Source organism: Vibrio sp. RM-41-2B (assembly GCF_024744415.1).
Classification (GTDB): Bacteria; Pseudomonadota; Gammaproteobacteria; order Enterobacterales; family Vibrionaceae; genus Vibrio; species Vibrio diabolicus.
The window spans coordinates 231,590-246,732 of sequence record NZ_JAMQWD010000003.1 but is presented as its reverse complement, the minus strand read 5'-3'; the positions used below and the strand labels follow the sequence as shown (position 1 = coordinate 246,732).

The 15,143-nt window shown below is 45.5% G+C and carries 14 protein-coding genes; 7 read left to right on the top strand and 7 right to left on the bottom strand.

Translation table 11 applies throughout. The features are described 5' to 3' along the window. Positions 1-40: 40 nt before the first annotated feature. On the top strand, positions 41-1,105 hold the full coding sequence (gene dinB / locus NB463_RS01235; protein ID WP_053809828.1) for a DNA polymerase IV: 1,065 nt from the start codon (positions 41-43) through the stop codon (positions 1,103-1,105). Here dinB and NB463_RS01230 read toward each other — a convergent pair. Beyond that, positions 1,102-3,027 (bottom strand): RecQ family ATP-dependent DNA helicase, encoded by a 1,926-nt coding sequence (locus tag NB463_RS01230; protein ID WP_258431143.1) that lies wholly within the window; start codon positions 3,025-3,027, stop codon positions 1,102-1,104. The genes dinB and NB463_RS01230 overlap by 4 nt on opposite strands. A gap of 76 nt (positions 3,028-3,103) precedes the next feature. Here NB463_RS01230 and NB463_RS01225 point away from each other — a divergent pair, with 76 nt between their 5' ends. Together NB463_RS01225 and NB463_RS01220 are read left to right on the top strand one after the other, a co-directional pair. Next, a complete protein-coding gene (locus tag NB463_RS01225) occupies positions 3,104-3,583 on the top strand; it encodes a GreA/GreB family elongation factor (protein WP_109169655.1) in 480 nt (159 codons plus the stop codon). Between the two features lie 61 nt (positions 3,584-3,644). Next, positions 3,645-4,388 carry a YggN family protein gene (locus tag NB463_RS01220; protein WP_005385316.1) on the top strand — a complete coding sequence of 248 codons (744 nt, stop codon included), beginning with the start codon at positions 3,645-3,647 and terminating at the stop codon, positions 4,386-4,388. Between the two features lie 134 nt (positions 4,389-4,522). Here NB463_RS01220 and NB463_RS01215 read toward each other — a convergent pair whose 3' ends face one another. Further along, positions 4,523-7,069, bottom strand: a complete 2,547-nt coding sequence (locus NB463_RS01215; RefSeq protein ID WP_258431119.1) for an Ig-like domain-containing protein — start codon at positions 7,067-7,069, stop codon at positions 4,523-4,525. 377 nt (positions 7,070-7,446) lie between these two features. Here NB463_RS01215 and NB463_RS01210 point away from each other — a divergent pair, with 377 nt between their 5' ends. Continuing rightward, positions 7,447-8,811, top strand: coding sequence for a sodium-dependent transporter (locus NB463_RS01210; protein ID WP_258431118.1), 1,365 nt, complete (start codon positions 7,447-7,449; stop codon positions 8,809-8,811). A 105-nt stretch (positions 8,812-8,916) separates the two neighbouring features. On the opposite strand, the gene NB463_RS01205 is transcribed toward NB463_RS01210, so the two are convergent. The 5 genes from NB463_RS01205 to tsaA form a co-directional block, all read right to left on the bottom strand. Beyond that, positions 8,917-9,108: a DUF4250 domain-containing protein gene (locus NB463_RS01205; protein WP_012841490.1), complete on the bottom strand. Its 192-nt coding sequence runs from the start codon at positions 9,106-9,108 to the stop codon at positions 8,917-8,919. After that, on the bottom strand, positions 9,108-9,314 hold the full coding sequence (locus tag NB463_RS01200; protein WP_005391765.1) for a YaeP family protein: 207 nt from the start codon (positions 9,312-9,314) through the stop codon (positions 9,108-9,110). Before NB463_RS01200 ends, NB463_RS01205 begins: the two co-directional genes overlap by 1 nt. 111 nt (positions 9,315-9,425) lie before the next feature. Then, entirely contained in the window at positions 9,426-10,094 is a 669-nt protein-coding gene (locus NB463_RS01195; RefSeq protein ID WP_046874978.1) for a tellurite resistance TerB family protein, read from the bottom strand. Positions 10,095-10,270: 176 nt separating this feature from the next. Then, positions 10,271-11,986 (bottom strand): proline--tRNA ligase, encoded by a 1,716-nt coding sequence (locus NB463_RS01190; RefSeq protein WP_203346994.1) that lies wholly within the window; start codon positions 11,984-11,986, stop codon positions 10,271-10,273. 111 nt (positions 11,987-12,097) lie between these two features. Next, the gene (gene tsaA / locus NB463_RS01185) at positions 12,098-12,793 is read right to left on the bottom strand and encodes a tRNA (N6-threonylcarbamoyladenosine(37)-N6)-methyltransferase TrmO (RefSeq protein ID WP_047008891.1); all 696 of its coding nucleotides are present in this window, start codon (positions 12,791-12,793) and stop codon (positions 12,098-12,100) included. Positions 12,794-12,916: 123 nt separating this feature from the next. On the opposite strand from tsaA, the gene NB463_RS01180 reads away from it, so the two are divergent. The 3 genes from NB463_RS01180 to NB463_RS01170 all read left to right on the top strand — a co-directional run bounded on the left by NB463_RS01180 (position 12,917) and on the right by NB463_RS01170 (position 15,123). Then, the gene (locus NB463_RS01180; RefSeq protein ID WP_012841491.1) at positions 12,917-13,177 is read left to right on the top strand and encodes a type B 50S ribosomal protein L31; all 261 of its coding nucleotides are present in this window, start codon (positions 12,917-12,919) and stop codon (positions 13,175-13,177) included. A gap of 3 nt (positions 13,178-13,180) precedes the next feature. Beyond that, positions 13,181-13,306 carry a type B 50S ribosomal protein L36 gene (ykgO, locus tag NB463_RS01175; protein WP_074191703.1) on the top strand — a complete coding sequence of 42 codons (126 nt, stop codon included), beginning with the start codon at positions 13,181-13,183 and terminating at the stop codon, positions 13,304-13,306. Positions 13,307-13,536: 230 nt separating this feature from the next. Further along, on the top strand, positions 13,537-15,123 hold the full coding sequence (locus tag NB463_RS01170; RefSeq protein ID WP_006742541.1) for an AbgT family transporter: 1,587 nt from the start codon (positions 13,537-13,539) through the stop codon (positions 15,121-15,123). The last annotated feature ends 20 nt before the right edge of the window (positions 15,124-15,143 follow it).

The following is a 15,143-nucleotide window of genomic DNA, read 5'->3' as shown; positions in this document are numbered from 1 at the left end:
ATTTAATTTATACTGTTTTTTTGAACAGTGTTTAATGGCTATGTCAGACCGAATAAGAAAAATCATTCACGTCGATATGGATTGTTTTTATGCTGCCGTTGAGATGAGAGATAATCCTAGTTACCGTGGCATTGCACTCGCCGTTGGCGGTCATGAAAAACAGCGTGGCGTGATTAGCACCTGTAATTATGAGGCGCGCAAATATGGCGTTCGTAGTGCAATGTCAACGGCGCGTGCATTGCAACTCTGCCCCCATCTGCTGGTGGTTCCCGGTCGAATGCACGTGTACAAACAAGTCTCTCAGCAGATTCGTGCTATTTTTGAGCGTTATACGCCTATCATTGAACCTCTATCATTAGATGAAGCATACCTCGATGTCACGGACTCGACAGCTTGTCGTGGCTCCGCAACGTTGATCGCAGAGTCTATTCGACGCGACATTTGGAATGAGCTTGGACTGACGGCATCGGCGGGCATTGCACCGATTAAGTTTCTTGCCAAAGTCGCCTCTGATATGAATAAACCCAACGGTCAGTTTGTTATCCCGCCAGATAAGGTCCAGGAAGTTATCGATACACTTCCGCTGGAAAACATTCCTGGTGTTGGGAAGGTGAGTCTTGAGAAGCTACATCAAGCGGGCTTTTATCGATGTGAGGATATTAAAAACAGCGACTATCGTGAATTGCTGAGACAGTTTGGTCGTCAGGGAGCATCTTTATGGCAGCGTAGCCATGGAATTGATAATCGAGAGGTCGTCGTTGAGCGAGAGAGAAAATCCGTCGGTGTGGAACGGACATTCAGCCAGAATATCTCGAGCTATGATGAATGTTGGCAAGTGATCGAGGATAAACTTTATCCTGAACTCGAGAAACGCTTAGAGCGTGCAAGCCCAGATAAATCGATTATTAAACAAGGTATTAAAGTTAAATTTGCCGACTTTCAACTGACAACAATTGAGCATATCCATCCGCAATTAGAGCTTGAGGACTTCAAGATCTTGTTAAGAGATATTCTTAAGCGCCAAAACGGACGGGAAATACGCCTTTTAGGCTTGAACGTGATGCTCAAGCCCGAGAACCAAGCGCGTCAATTGAGCTTTTTCTAGGCTCTTACTGCTTCTACCTGATCTAATACTTGCTCAAAGCTTGTGTTGGCCATCGCACCATAACCTGACAGTTTTGAAGCTTTTAGCTGGCTAATTAAAGGGGTACTAATGCCACACAAGAAGCGGGCGACAGCATCATTGCTGATAGCTGAAGGGGAGAGCTGAATAAATTCCTGCACCCACATTGCTACTTGAGGTGGCTCAATATCCTCACTTTGTGGTGTTGGGAACGAAGCGACTTGACCACGACACACGGAGCAGTGACCACATTGCTTTGGTGCATTGTGATCAGCAAAGTAGTTCGCCAATTGTGAGCTCAAACAGTGCTCTGACTGGAACAAGCGCAGCATGGTGTGAATTCTTTCGATATCTTTGCTTTCTTTGGATTGGAACAGTTCATACAGTTGTTGGATTAAAACATCAGAACTCTGTGTGGTTGGCAAAACAGAGTACACGTCGGTCAGTTGTTTGCTCTCTAGCTCTATCCAACCATTCTGGTGAAAATAGTCGAGGGCTGCGACAACTCGGCTGCGTTCCGATTGATAGTTCATCCATAACGCTTCTAGGTCAACTTGGCACCACACTTTGGCTTTTTGCGAGCAGGAGAAAATAGCCTCCACGAATTGACGTCGCTCGCCTTGAAACTGATTCACAATAAATTGCTGATCGTGCAAAAACTTAAAGCGATATTCCGCAAAGTAACTGTATTTTGCTTCAATGAGTTTATGTAGCTCCAAATAAACCAACAAGGTTTTGAGTGGCAATTGGCGGATATTACTTTCACGCGATAAACGCAGTGGCACTACCTCCCATTGTGGAGCATGTTCTTTCGCTTGCTCGACTACATAGTTAATCGAGGTTAGTTCAGGTGTGTCACCATAGACAAAGTTTTCCAACACCGTTAAGCCGGACGTATTGCCCAGCAGAATGCACTCAGAACGTTGCCCGTCCCTGCCTGCACGTCCAATCTCTTGTGCGTAGTTCTCGATTGATTTGGGTAAGTCGAAGTGAATGACGCGGCGGATATCAGATTTATCGACCCCCATACCAAATGCAATCGTTGCAACAATACAGTCAATTTGGCTATCCATGAACTGCTGTTGGATTTGTTCACGGATGTCGCTTTTCATACCTGCATGGTACGCGTGAGCATTAATGCCAATACGGATTAGTGACTTTGCTACTTGCTCTGCTGTCTGCTGTTGTGTCACGTATACGATAGTCGGAAGCTTAGGTGAAGAGGCGATGATCTCACTTAGCTTTTCTTGTTTCGTTGCTTCCTCGCACGGGATCACCGAGATATCCAGATTGGGGCGGTAGAAGCCTGTAACGGTAATATGTTCACTGGCAATATCGAACTTTTGTTTCATGTCTTCAATAACTGCGGGCGTTGCTGTTGCAGTGAGAAGCAAAGATTGTGGAATGTTCAGTTCACATTGATATTGCGGTAGCTTGAGATAATCAGGGCGGAAGTTATGTCCCCATTCGGAAATACAGTGCGCTTCATCAACCACCATCAAAGAGATCGGTACTTGGCGAATGAACTCACGAAAACGCTCGTTTTTTAGGCGCTCAACAGAAATCATCAATATTTTGATCTGTCCATTTTTTACCCCTGCCATGACGCGTTGTGAGTCTTCTCTGCTTTGACTGCTATCGATAGAAGCGGCCGGGATCCCTTTACTTTGCAAAAAGTTCAGCTGATCTTTCATTAGCGCCAACAACGGCGAGATCACCAACGTAAGATTGGGCAATACGGTTGCTGGCAATTGGTAACAGAGAGACTTACCCGAACCTGTAGGAAAGATGGCCGCAGCAGAGTAACCATTCATAACCGCTTCAATAACGGGTTGTTGACCTTGGCGTAATGAGTCAAAACCAAATACGGATTGAAGTGTTTGATGCAGCGAGTCACTTTGCATAATAGGGAAACCTTTCTTTGATGGTAAACTTAGGTACATTAACACACCCTGAGTGCCAAACGCGCGTCCTAAAAGTATGAACAAAGCTGACTTAGTCCAAATTATCATCCAACATCTGGAAGAAAAACTTCAAGTGGCCCATGCATCGGCTCAGCGAGCCATTGATGCCGCGACAGATGAAGAAACTGTTCCCGAGCATAAGTACGATACGTTAGCACTTGAAGCCGCGTATCTTGCTCATGGACAAGCAATGCGAATCCAAGAGAGTGAAGACGAGCTGCGTCAATATCGCGCTCTAGTGACTCGCGACTTTAAAGGCGCACCTGTTGGTGTAGGTGCTTACGTCGTTCTCGCAGATGAGAATTTGCTTGAAAAGCACTTCTTTGTAGGCCCTTGCTCTGGTGGTCTGACTGTTAAATATCAGGCTCAGGAAGTCTTTGTCTTAACAGCAAAATCTCCTCTTGGTCGAGCGTTATTCGGGAAAGAAGAAGGCGATGAGATTGATGTGAAAATAGGAGAAAAAACAACTTGTTACGAAGTCGTGACGGTTTGCTGACATCTCATGTATCACTCAGTGTTATGTTTAACACGAGTAATGTTAAATAAAAGAGAATGACATGAAAAAGCTTTTTACACTCTCATTGCTGATGGTCAGTGCTACTGGTTATGCAGCGCAGTGTCGTGTGGACATCAATAATGAAGTCCGTATGGATGGGCAAAGCTTGGAAATTCGCCAAACGACAGGTGATAAAGCTGTCGTGGATGAGGATAACAACCTATTCATCAAAGGTGAGCTAATTGAACTCAATGCCGACCAAAAAGCGGCAATTGAAGACTATCGCGAAAAAATGAACGCGTATATTCCACAAGCAAAGCAGTTGGCGAGTGATGGTTTAGCGCTTGCAAATGATATCATCGATGATGTCGCGGAAAGCCTAGACGCACCTGGCGCGTTTGATAACGTCAAAGTCGCAGTACAGGACTTTTTCGCTGATGTTGAATCACGTTACTACAAAGATGGCGATTTCATTCTACCAGCGGAAAGTTTTGAGTCCATGACACAAGGGTGGACTGAAGACTTTGCAAAAGCACAAGAGATCTTCAATAAAGAGTTTTTAGCGAGTTCGTTGGATGCTTTATCGAAAAAAATGAAGGAAGAGGGGGGAATAAACCTCACTGCATTATCGGAGAGTATGGCTGAACTCAGCGCGAAAGTAGAAGAGCGTTTAGCTGAGCATTCGAAAGAGGTAGAGCAACAAGCAGAAGACTTGTGTGACTCGTTGGATGACATGGCAGGGCAAGAAGACGATTTGTTGAAGAAAATCCCTGAGCTAAAAGATTACCGAGTATTTACGATTTAATTACCCTTCAAAAAGTAGAACTCAATGGTATAAAGAAAGAGAGCACAATTGTGCTCTCTTTTCGTTTTTACATACTTGAACAAGTAATGAAAGCAAGACGATATTTCCGTTTTACCCGCTTGTTCTTTGATAGCTTATTGCGCGTTCATCTCGGTGAGCTTATCGCCGACAGGTTTTGAGAAATTAAAACCATCATGCTGATCCCAGTTGATAGACCACGTCATTACCCCTGCATAATTCGGGTAATTGAACGCTGGCTTAACGGTGCCACATGAAGTGCCTTTGGTTAAACAATCTAGTGCGCTGATAATATTCTGTGTCGGAGCCTGCCCTGAATTTGCCGAGCTAGGACCTGAAGGTAAGCCGATTGCGACTTGATCATCACGTAGTGGTGCAAACTGAGTGCCGTCGGCCAATTCAAAGCCTTCGATAAGCATTTTAGATTGCGCTACCATCATATCCACAGAGCCTTCTGGTGCACTGCCTGGCAGATATGGGTTTGGCAAGCCACCGTTGTTATATAGCTGGACATGAAGCAGGTCGAGCGTGCTGCGTGTCTCGTTTATCACAGGAATGTAAGCTCCCCAAATACCGCTGTAAGCCACATAGCCGCCTTGAACATAAGGATGCTCAGGTGCCATGGTTAGGTACATATCGCCACCCATGTTTTGCTCTATTTGAAGCAAAGCACGACCAAGGCGAGCTTGAATTTGCGAGCCATGAACCAAGTTAGATCCACTCTCTAAATCCACATCAAGACCATCAAAGCCCCACTCAGCGATAAGACCTGTTAGGCTAGAGACAAAGTTGGCTTCATCTTGATCGGTATTCAGCGTAATCGTGCCTTCTGCGCCGCCAAGAGAGAGAACAAACTTTTTACCTTTAGCTTGAAGCGCTGCCATGTCTTGTTTGAACTGTGCTGGGTCGAGCGCTGGACAATCGCTGTAAATATCGCCTGAATATAGATTAAAGTGCACGGTACCATCACTGTTGCGGTCATTTTCGGCAAAGGCAATATCAATCACATCCCACGCATCAGCCATATCCGCTAGACGAATTGGACAGCCAGCCCCATTTACAAAATTGTGCCAGTAACCGATGAGTTTATGACGTTTCTCTGCTTGCTCAACCACCGTTATTGCTGCTGCGTCAGACAATGCATTGCTTCCTGACAAATCCACAGCTTGGGCGCTAACTGTAAAGTTACCAAGTGCAGTTGGTGTCCAGTTGGCTGTGTAAGGTGCCGTGGTATCGGTTGCAACAATAGAGCCGTTGATCATGAAATCAACGTGTTTAATGCCTGAGGTTAAAGATGTTGCATCGGCACTTAATGCGAGGTTTTTGCCTAAGCCGACGGTTTGACCGCTACTTGGTGAAGTCAGTGAGACGACCAAATCTTTATCGCTGACTTCCACACCAACCAAGGACTCTGACGTGTTGTTATCATTATCGGTTGCGACGGCTTTAAGCTGGTTAGCGCCAATAAGTGTGGCGTTCCAAGTAACGGAATATGGTGCTTGAGTGGTGACCCCTAAGCTGGTGTTGTTCGCAAAAAACTCAACTTGCGTGACTGTGCCATCAGCATCGCTTGCGTTAGCCGTGATTTCGTTATTGCTGCCAGCGAGCACGACTTGTCCATCCGTTGGTGCCGTAATGGTAACTTGCGGTGGCGTCGAACAAGCACCTAGGCCACTCCAAGCATCTTGCCAGTATAGCCCTTCACCTGGCTCGTAAGCCCATGTCGCATCCGAGGAACACCAACCAGCAACATCACAACGATATTTTTGGTTGAAGTGAGAAACCAGGTCGCCAACTTGATAACTCGTTCCCGCCGCGTAAGGCACTGCATCTGAACATCCGCCAGTCCCTGTTTCTGAATTACTAACAACCAGCGCTACTTCTTGGCTCATCGTTGCGAGGTTTGTATCATCAGTCGCTTGTGCTTTGAACGAGTATGTACCTGGACTCGCGGTCCATTGATATTCGTAAGGTGCACTAGTATCAATGGCGACAGATTGATTGTTTACGAAGAACTCAACTTGTGTGACCACACCATCAATATCGTCAGCTTGAGCGGCTACGGTTAGGTTATCACCTACATTAAGCACTTCTGTGCCTACTGGGCTGGTCAATGAAATGCTTGGTGGTGGTAATTCGACTTGTGGTTGAATTTGGATAGAAATCGTCGTGGTGCTAACGGCTCCCTCATTATCGGTCGCAATTGCGGTCAATTGCGAGATCCCTTCAATAGCGGTCCAAGAAGCTTCGAATGGTGCTTGAGTTACCACAGCAACCGTTTGGTTGCCTGCAACAAACTCAACTTGTGTGATTTGGCCATCTTCGTCTGCTGCGTTGGCTAACAAAGTGATCGCACTGCCTTCGGGAATTTGTGCGTTGTTTATTGGAGAGGAGAACGACACCGTTGGTGATAAGTTGTTGCTTCCACCATCGCATTGCCCTAACGCTTTCCATGCTTCCCAAGATCCTGAGTTGGTCACGGGGTCATTGCCTTGTGTCCAATATGCAGCCTCATAAGCGGCTCCTTGCGTTTTTACTAAAGCGCCCGATGTATAAGTCGCAGTGCTGTCCCAGCCGGGTAGACTTTGACAGTTATAGGCTTGAGCTTGGTAGCTGGCGCTGAGTGCTACAATCATCGCTCCGTGAAGTAGGGTGACCTTCATTTTCCTCTCCTTGAATCATGGGTATAAATGAGAACAGAGTAATAACTAGCTGATAAATAGACATTAGGGGGAAAAAGCGAAGCACAATATTCTGCTTTTCGACACAGTATCACGAGGAACAGTTCGTCCCTTACACCAGAGCTCATTATTTTTCGGCTCACTTCACGGCCGAAGGATTCGTAAAATTCAGCCACGTGAAACGAGCAACAGTCGCGAGGCTTTTGAGCGATGAATATGAGATGTACGTTAAAATTTACAAGCTGAATGACTGTGAATTGTTTCAACTGTCGAGTATTTAACCGGAGCGCTCTTGTTGAATAGTGAATATTGCTATAGTGTACTAGTTAGCTAGTTCAATGATATTTTGTGTGAGTAGTATGACACAGCAAACCTCTTCTCAGCCTCGTGAGCATTTTGGCTCTCGTCTCGGATTCATCTTAGCAGCCGCAGGTGCCGCAGTTGGCCTTGGCAATATTTGGGGCTTTCCAACCCAAGCTGCCAGTAATGGCGGCGGAGCTTTCCTGTTGGTTTATTTGGTGATGATTCTTATCGTCGCATTTCCTATGCTGGTGGTTGAAATGGCGATTGGTCGTCATGGTCAAGCCAATCCGGTAGATAGTATGCGTTCGCTTACCAATCATCCGGTAGGTAAAAAGCTCGGCGGTATTGTGGGCTGGATTGGTTTAAGCGTACCAAGCGCTGTTTTAGCGTTTTACTCCATTGTCGGTGGTTGGTTGATCTGCTTTTTACTGGGTGCAATCACAGATCTAATGGGGTTAGAAGCAGCAACTCAATGGCTAAAGGGCTTTAGCGTTGAACGTAACTTGTTCGGAGCCATTACTTTTTATGTGCTAACGATTCTCATCGTACAAGGTGGCGTAAAACAAGGTATTGAGAAGTGGTCCACACGTTTGATGCCAGCATTGTTTGTTTTGTTTGCTCTACTGTTTGCTTACATCATGACGCAAAACGGTGCGATGGAAGGGCTAAAGCATTACTTGGTACCGGATTTCGAAAAGGTATGGGACCGCAAGTTGATTCTTGCTGCAATGGGGCAGGGCTTCTTCTCGCTTACGATCGGTGGCTGTTCAATGCTGATTTATGGCTCTTACTTGAGTAAGAAAGAGAACCTACCAAAGATGGCGATGAACGTGACCATGGTAGATACTGCCGTTGCTTTCATTGCAGGGTTAGTGGTGATGCCAGCGATGTTTGTTGCGATGCAAAAAGGCGTTCAAATCTATGCTGAAGATGGCTCTCTATTAAGCTCTGATACGTTGGTATTTACCGTATTGCCGTTGATGTTTGATAGCTTAGGTTTGCTTGGTCAATTGTTCTCTATTGTGTTCTTTTTATTGCTGACGATTGCGGCGCTAACGTCTTCCATTTCAATGTTAGAGTGTCCAGTGGCGTTAGTGAGTGAGCGTTTCAACACCAAGCGTAGCGCAACGAGCTGGGTTTTAGGTGGTCTCATCGCCTTGCTCAGTGTGGTGATTGTTTATAACTTTGGCGCTCTGTTTGGTATGGTCGCGACGGTTGCTACTCAGTATCTACAACCAACCGCTGCGCTCTTATTCTGCTTATTTGGTGGTTGGGTATGGAATCGCAACTCAAAAATCAAAGAGCTTGAGCAAGGTTGCCCGGAGTTTACGCAAGGTTGGTTTGGTAAGTTATGGCCTGCGTATGTGAAGTTTGTATGTCCAATTCTTGTGGCTACGGTCATATGGGCTTCATTCGGCTAATCGAAACGTCTATTGGACAAAAGAGAAGGGCTTGATGAGTGATCATCAAGCCCTTTTTCATGTTGGTTATTCCCCATTTCAGTTACCCGCGGTGATTGCTGCGGGTTAACGGAATTGTCCTGCTTCTGGAAGAAAGTCAAAACCAGCAGAAGCCAGTTTTGCTTCTAGTGCTGTGCGATCGATATCGAAGAAAGCTACCAGTTTATCTAAGTCACCACCGAAGTCGTCGCGTAGCTTCATATTTACAATGCTCATGAGCATGACAGGATCCATGGATTCAAAGTTCGCTAGATTCATTACTTATCCTCAAAATCTGAAATCAGTAGGTTTGCTGCAGCAAATGCCGCTTTTTCACGCACTTCTTTAGGCAGCGATTCATCCGCTGCAACATCGTTCAGCGCTTTAACAGCACATGAAATTGCCTGAGGAATGTAAGCTTGATCGCCACTACCAATTTGAGCATAAAGCTCACGAACCAGTTCACAACAGCCGTATACTTGCATGTTTTCTTTCCACTAAATGATAACTTATCTCAATATACACACAGCAGATTTGAAACTCAAAGTGCAGAGTTGTTTTGGCTCAAGTTGAGGAGTTGCTTGAGCGAGATTTAATCACTGCATTTGTACTTCTAACTGCTGAGTGACTTCTGGTGAAAGCTGAAGCTGTTTTGCCAGTTCTTGCAAATACGCTTTTTCCATGAAGTTTTGCTCATCAGCAACAATCAAAGACGCGAGATAAATTTCTGACGCTTGTTGGGGAGAGGTCGCCTGATTAGCAATTTCAGCAGGATCAAGCGGTTTGTTTAGTTCTTGCTGAACGAGCTGACGTACGTGCTCATCTGCGCCCATATCCGCGAGGGCTTGCTCGATGCGGGCCATTTCCTCTTCATCGACATGGCCATCGGCTTTTGCGGCTCCAATCATTGCTTTTAAAATGAGTACACTGTGTTTGCTGTCATCGGGGTCAAAGGTCTCATGAACACCTTGACCGGACTGTTTGGCTTGCCAGTCGTTATAAACTTTGTAGGCTAATGCTCCAAGCGCAGCTGCGCCACCGACTTTTAATGCGCCCGAGCCTATTTTCTTGGTCATTTTTTTACTTTTCTTCGAGCCCATCAGCATACCGATAAGGCCTCCGCCAACGGCACCTGCTCCTAGCGTTTTCAGACTACTTGAGTTTGATGAGGATTTGATGTTGTTAGTTTGTTTACCTAACGCATCAGCCCCTTGCTTGAGTAAGTCTGATTTGAGTGCTTGGTTTAGAAGACTTTTTAAATCCATAACTGACCTCCTTTAGATGATGAAATCAGTTTAATAGCAAGAAGCTGAACCAAAGATTAACAAAGTGAATAGATCTAAAGGGGAGTAGTAAGGTTGCCCAGTAATAAAAAAGGGCTGACCGAAGCCAACCCTTTCTAATTATTTGAAATTACTTCAAATGCGAACTCGTCGAGCGCTTACTTTAGTTGAGCTTTTACGTGCTCGATAATATCAGTCATTGCGACTGGCGTTTTCTCACCAGTAGCACGGTTCTTGTACTCGAAGTTGCCTTCTTTCATTGAGCGGTCACCGATAATAATGGTATGCGGTACACCAATAAGCTCCATGTCAGAGAACATTACGCCTGGGCGTTCTTTACGATCATCAAATAGTACTTCGATGCCCATTGCCGTTAGCTCAGCGTACAACTTTTCAGCGGCTTCTTTTACTTCTTCTGACTTGTGCATGTTCATTGGAACGATCGCAACCTGGAATGGTGCGATTGCATCTGGCCAGATGATGCCGTATTTGTCATGGTTTTGCTCAATAGCAGCCGCTACGACGCGAGTGATACCGATGCCGTAACAGCCCATTTCTAGGATGACGTTCTTACCATCAGGACCAAGTACACCACAGTTCATCGCTGCCGAGTAAGCGTTGCCAAGTTGGAAGATATGGCCAACTTCGATACCACGCTTAAGCTGGATAGTGCCTTTACCACATGGGCTTGGATCGCCTTCAACCACGTTGCGTAGGTCTTCAACTTGACCAAGCTCTGCGTCACGACCCCAGTTAATGCCGAAGTAGTGTTTGCCATCGATGTTCGCACCCGCACCGAAATCACTCATTACCGCTACGCTGCGGTCAACGATGAACGGCAGTTTAAGGCCAACAGGGCCTAGAGAACCAGGACCAGCACCGATAAGCTCACGAATTTCTTCTTCAGATGCCATTTCCAGTGGAGCTGCAACTTGAGGAAGGTTCTCTGCTTTCACTTCGTTCAGCTCATGATCGCCACGAATGATAAGCGCGATGATTGGTGCATCAACTTCGTCAGACGCTTTCACAAACAAAGTTTTCACTGTTTTTTCAATTGGCAGCTCGAACTGTTCAACCAATTCAGCGATTGTTTTTGCGTTTGGCGTATCTACCAACATCATTTCTTGCGTTGGTGCCGCTGCTTCAGAGGCTGGAGCTAGTGCTTCTGCTTTTTCGATGTTTGCTGCGTAATCTGACTCGGTAGAGAATGCGATGATGTCTTCGCCACTTTCAGCCAGTACGTGGAACTCTTGAGAGCCGCTACCACCGATAGCACCGCTATCTGCTAGTACAGGACGGTAATCCAGACCCATGCGATCGAATGCTTTGCAGTAAGCATCGTGCATTGCGTCGTATGACTTTTGTAGGCCGTCTTTATCAATGTCAAAGCTGTACGCATCCATCATTGAGAATTCACGTGAACGCATTACACCGAAGCGTGGACGACGTTCGTCACGGAATTTGGTTTGGATTTGGTACAGGTTTAGCGGAAGCTGTTTGTAAGAGCTCACTTCATTGCGAACAAGGCTAGTGATCACTTCTTCAGCGGTTGGGCTAAGTACAAACGGACGAACATGACGGTCAGTAAAGCGAAGTAGCTCAGGACCCATCTTTTCGCTGCGGCCTGTCTCTTCCCATAGTTCAAACGGCTGAACAACGGGCATCAAAGTTTCGACTGCGCCTGCATTGTCGATTTCTTGACGAACGATGTTTTCGACTTTACGCAGTACACGTAGACCAGTAGGTAGCCAGGTGTATAGACCTGAAGCCAGCTTACGGATCATACCTGCACGTAGCATGAGCTGGTGGCTCACTACTTCTGCGTCGTTTGGAGTCTCCTTCAGAGTAGAAAGAAGATAATTACTGGTACGCATTAAATTTATCCGTTTATTTAAGTTAGATACTCAAGCTTGAATAAGCTGGAGTATAGGAGTTCCCGAAAGGGAAATTTATTAGCCGTCTATAATATCAGCCAATTGCGTTTGTCAAAAGCTTTCAATAGCGGTAACCGTTATTAAGTTGCTTGTTGCTGTGAACTTTACGTTCAAGTCGAACAAATTTACCGCATATTCTTTGTCGTCCGGCTTGCTTTTCTTGTATGCAGGACGAGGATCTTGGGCCAGAACTTGTTCAATGACTGACCTTACATAGTCAGTATCGGATCGATTTTCTATCGTTGCTAATGCTTGAGCAGAAAAGTTGACTTGTGACTTTTCTGGTTCTTGGTCTGCGTATCCACCTTGTGCTTCTGGAATCGAATCCGAATAGGGGATATAGGGCTTAATGTCCACAATCGGTGTGCCATCCACGAGATCAACGCTGCCTAAATCAAGATAGATTTGATCGCCTTGCTTAGTGACTCCTTTCACTTCAACGGCTGACATTCCGATTCCGTTTGGGCGGAAAGTCGAGCGTGAGGCAAAGACACCTATTCGTTCATTGCCGCCTAGTCGTGGCGGACGGACGGTTGGCTTCCAACCTGCTTCCAGATTTTGATCAAACAAAAATAACAGCCAAACGTGAGAGAACTGTTCTAGCCCACGCACTGCTTCAGGGCTATTCGCTGCGCCTAACAGTTTTACGCGTGCTTTCGCTGTTGGTACTAAGCGAGGCTGGCGCGGTACTGCAAACTTTTCTTTGTACGGTGTCTCAATGACGCCGATGGGTTCAATGGAATACATGGTGGACATCTTTAAGAATTCATTGAGATGAAAAGTATCACAAATTTCTCTTGCTTTTCTTGTTGATAATGATTATTAATTAAAATGTTATAACATAACACTTTAATTAAGAGGAAAAGTATTATGAAACCAGGAATCCACCCTGAATATCGTCCAGTGGTGTTCCACGACACCAGCGTAGATGAATACTTCGTTGTTGGTTCTACGTTGAAAACAGAGAGAACCATCGAATGGAAAGATGGCAAAACCTACCCTTACTTTACGTTAGATGTGTCGTCAGCCTCCCATCCGTACTACACCGGTAAACAGCGAGTGGTTCAAACAGAAGGTCGTATTGCGAACTTCAACCGTCGTTTTGGTCAATTTAAGAGTGAAAAGGAATAAATCATGAAGGTAGTCAAATCATTAAAAAGTGCAAAAAGTCGTCATCCGGATTGCCAGGTCGTAAAACGAAGAGGGCGTCTATATGTCATTTGTAAGGCGAATCCGAGGTTTAAAGCAGTGCAGAAGTAATCGTTCTGCATATTTCTGGCTTATGGTTTTGTTTAATTGATAATTTTGACTTAACTGTTTTACATGGATGAAATATCTGCATTTTTGTTTATTATTGGTTATAAAACTCTCCAATGGTCACAGTTTGTAACATTTAGGGCTTTTCTTTAACCTTCTACTCAAGTACCCTTCGCTCGCTTTTTTGACATTTTTGTCACATTTGCACAGGAATAAAAACAAGGAGGGAACAGATGAGTTCATCTGATTCAATTAAACAAAACTCGCCTAAGAAGCCGCTGTTTACGCGCTTTTTGGATACTGTCGAATATTTGGGGAACTTATTACCTCACCCGATCACACTATTTGCCATTTTCTGTTTAGCCATTCTGGTGATGTCGGGCATTGCAGGATACTTCGAAGTTTCCGTTGTAGACCCTCGTCCTGAGGGCGCAAAAGGTCGTGCCGCAGATGGCATGATTCATGTCGTCAGCTTACTTAACGCTGATGGACTCGAACTTATCGTTACTAACTTAGTGAAAAACTTTGTTGGCTTTGCACCTTTAGGCACGGTTTTGGTTGCGATGTTGGGTGTTGCTATTGCTGAGTACTCTGGTTTGCTATCTGCAGCTATGCGTGGCTTGGTCATGGGCGCATCTCAACGCATGGTAACAGTGACTGTTGTTTTCGCTGGTATCATTTCAAATACGGCATCAGAGCTGGGGTATGTGGTACTTATTCCACTGGCAGCAATGCTGTTCCATTCTCTAGGTCGTCACCCACTTGCAGGCCTCGCTGCGGCATTCGCTGGCGTATCCGGTGGTTATTCAGCAAACCTACTTATCGGTACGGTTGACCCGCTACTGTCAGGTATTACTGAAACAGCAGCGCAAATGATTGACCCAACTTACACTGTTGGTCCAGAAGTTAACTGGTACTTCATGTTTGTTTCGACGTTCTTCATTGCAATCACTGGTGCGTTTGTTACTGAAAAAATTGTTGAGCCAAAGCTTGGCAAATACAGTGAAGAAGAAGCCTCAGAAGATTTGTCGAACGACAAAATGGGCGGCTTGACAGACATTGAGAAGAAAGGTCTAAAACTAGCAGGTGTTGCTGTACTGGTTGTTTCCGCGTTGCTTGCTTGGACGGTTGTTCCAGCTGACGGCATTCTACGTTCTGATGCAGGTACAATTGCAGGTTCTCCATTCCTGAAAAGTATCGTGGCATTCATCTTTGTGTTCTTTGCTATCCCAGGCTTTGTGTTTGGTAAAGTTGTTGGCACGATGAAGACGGATCGCGATGTGATTGATGCAATGGCGAAATCTATGTCTTCTATGGGCATGTACATTGTATTGGTTTTCTTTGCTGCTCAGTTCGTTGCTTTCTTTAAATGGACTAACTTCGGTCAGGTATTCGCAGTTGCTGGCGCTAGCTTCTTGCAAGAAATTGGCTTAACTGGCCCAATGTTGTTCTTTGCCTTCATCCTCATGTGTGGCTTTATCAACCTAATGATTGGTTCGGCATCGGCACAGTGGGCAGTGACGGCACCGATTTTTGTTCCTATGTTGATGCTTGTTGGTTATGCACCGGAAACGATTCAGGCTGCTTACCGAATTGGTGACTCGACGACAAACATTATTACTCCAATGATGAGCTACTTTGGTTTGATTCTTGCCGTAGCAACTCGTTACATGAAGAACTTAGGTATCGGTACGCTGATCGCGACCATGCTACCTTACTCAATCTGCTTCATTGTCGGTTGGAGTGTGCTGTTCTACCTATGGGTATTCGTATTTGGTTTACCAGTAGGCCCTGGCGCAGCAACATACTACACACCGTAAAAAACGGTTACCTCACACAG

What these genes read in the sequence shown, in the direction of transcription:
- NB463_RS01180 (WP_012841491.1), top strand. Translation starts at nt 12,917, where the DNA reads ATGAAACCAGGAATCCACCCTGAATATCGTCCAGTGGTGTTCCACGAC.
- ykgO (WP_074191703.1), top strand. Translation starts at nt 13,181, where the DNA reads ATGAAGGTAGTCAAATCATTAAAAAGTGCAAAAAGTCGTCATCCGGAT.
- NB463_RS01170 (WP_006742541.1), top strand. Translation starts at nt 13,537, where the DNA reads ATGAGTTCATCTGATTCAATTAAACAAAACTCGCCTAAGAAGCCGCTG.
- NB463_RS01210 (WP_258431118.1), top strand. Translation starts at nt 7,447, where the DNA reads ATGACACAGCAAACCTCTTCTCAGCCTCGTGAGCATTTTGGCTCTCGT.
- NB463_RS01225 (WP_109169655.1), top strand. Translation starts at nt 3,104, where the DNA reads ATGAACAAAGCTGACTTAGTCCAAATTATCATCCAACATCTGGAAGAA.
- NB463_RS01220 (WP_005385316.1), top strand. Translation starts at nt 3,645, where the DNA reads ATGAAAAAGCTTTTTACACTCTCATTGCTGATGGTCAGTGCTACTGGT.
- NB463_RS01215 (WP_258431119.1), bottom strand. Translation starts at nt 7,069, where the DNA reads ATGAAGGTCACCCTACTTCACGGAGCGATGATTGTAGCACTCAGCGCC.
- NB463_RS01200 (WP_005391765.1), bottom strand. Translation starts at nt 9,314, where the DNA reads ATGCAAGTATACGGCTGTTGTGAACTGGTTCGTGAGCTTTATGCTCAA.
- NB463_RS01205 (WP_012841490.1), bottom strand. Translation starts at nt 9,108, where the DNA reads ATGAATCTAGCGAACTTTGAATCCATGGATCCTGTCATGCTCATGAGC.
- NB463_RS01190 (WP_203346994.1), bottom strand. Translation starts at nt 11,986, where the DNA reads ATGCGTACCAGTAATTATCTTCTTTCTACTCTGAAGGAGACTCCAAAC.
- tsaA (WP_047008891.1), bottom strand. Translation starts at nt 12,793, where the DNA reads ATGTATTCCATTGAACCCATCGGCGTCATTGAGACACCGTACAAAGAA.
- NB463_RS01230 (WP_258431143.1), bottom strand. Translation starts at nt 3,027, where the DNA reads ATGCAAAGTGACTCGCTGCATCAAACACTTCAATCCGTATTTGGTTTT.
- dinB (WP_053809828.1), top strand. Translation starts at nt 41, where the DNA reads ATGTCAGACCGAATAAGAAAAATCATTCACGTCGATATGGATTGTTTT.
- NB463_RS01195 (WP_046874978.1), bottom strand. Translation starts at nt 10,094, where the DNA reads ATGGATTTAAAAAGTCTTCTAAACCAAGCACTCAAATCAGACTTACTC.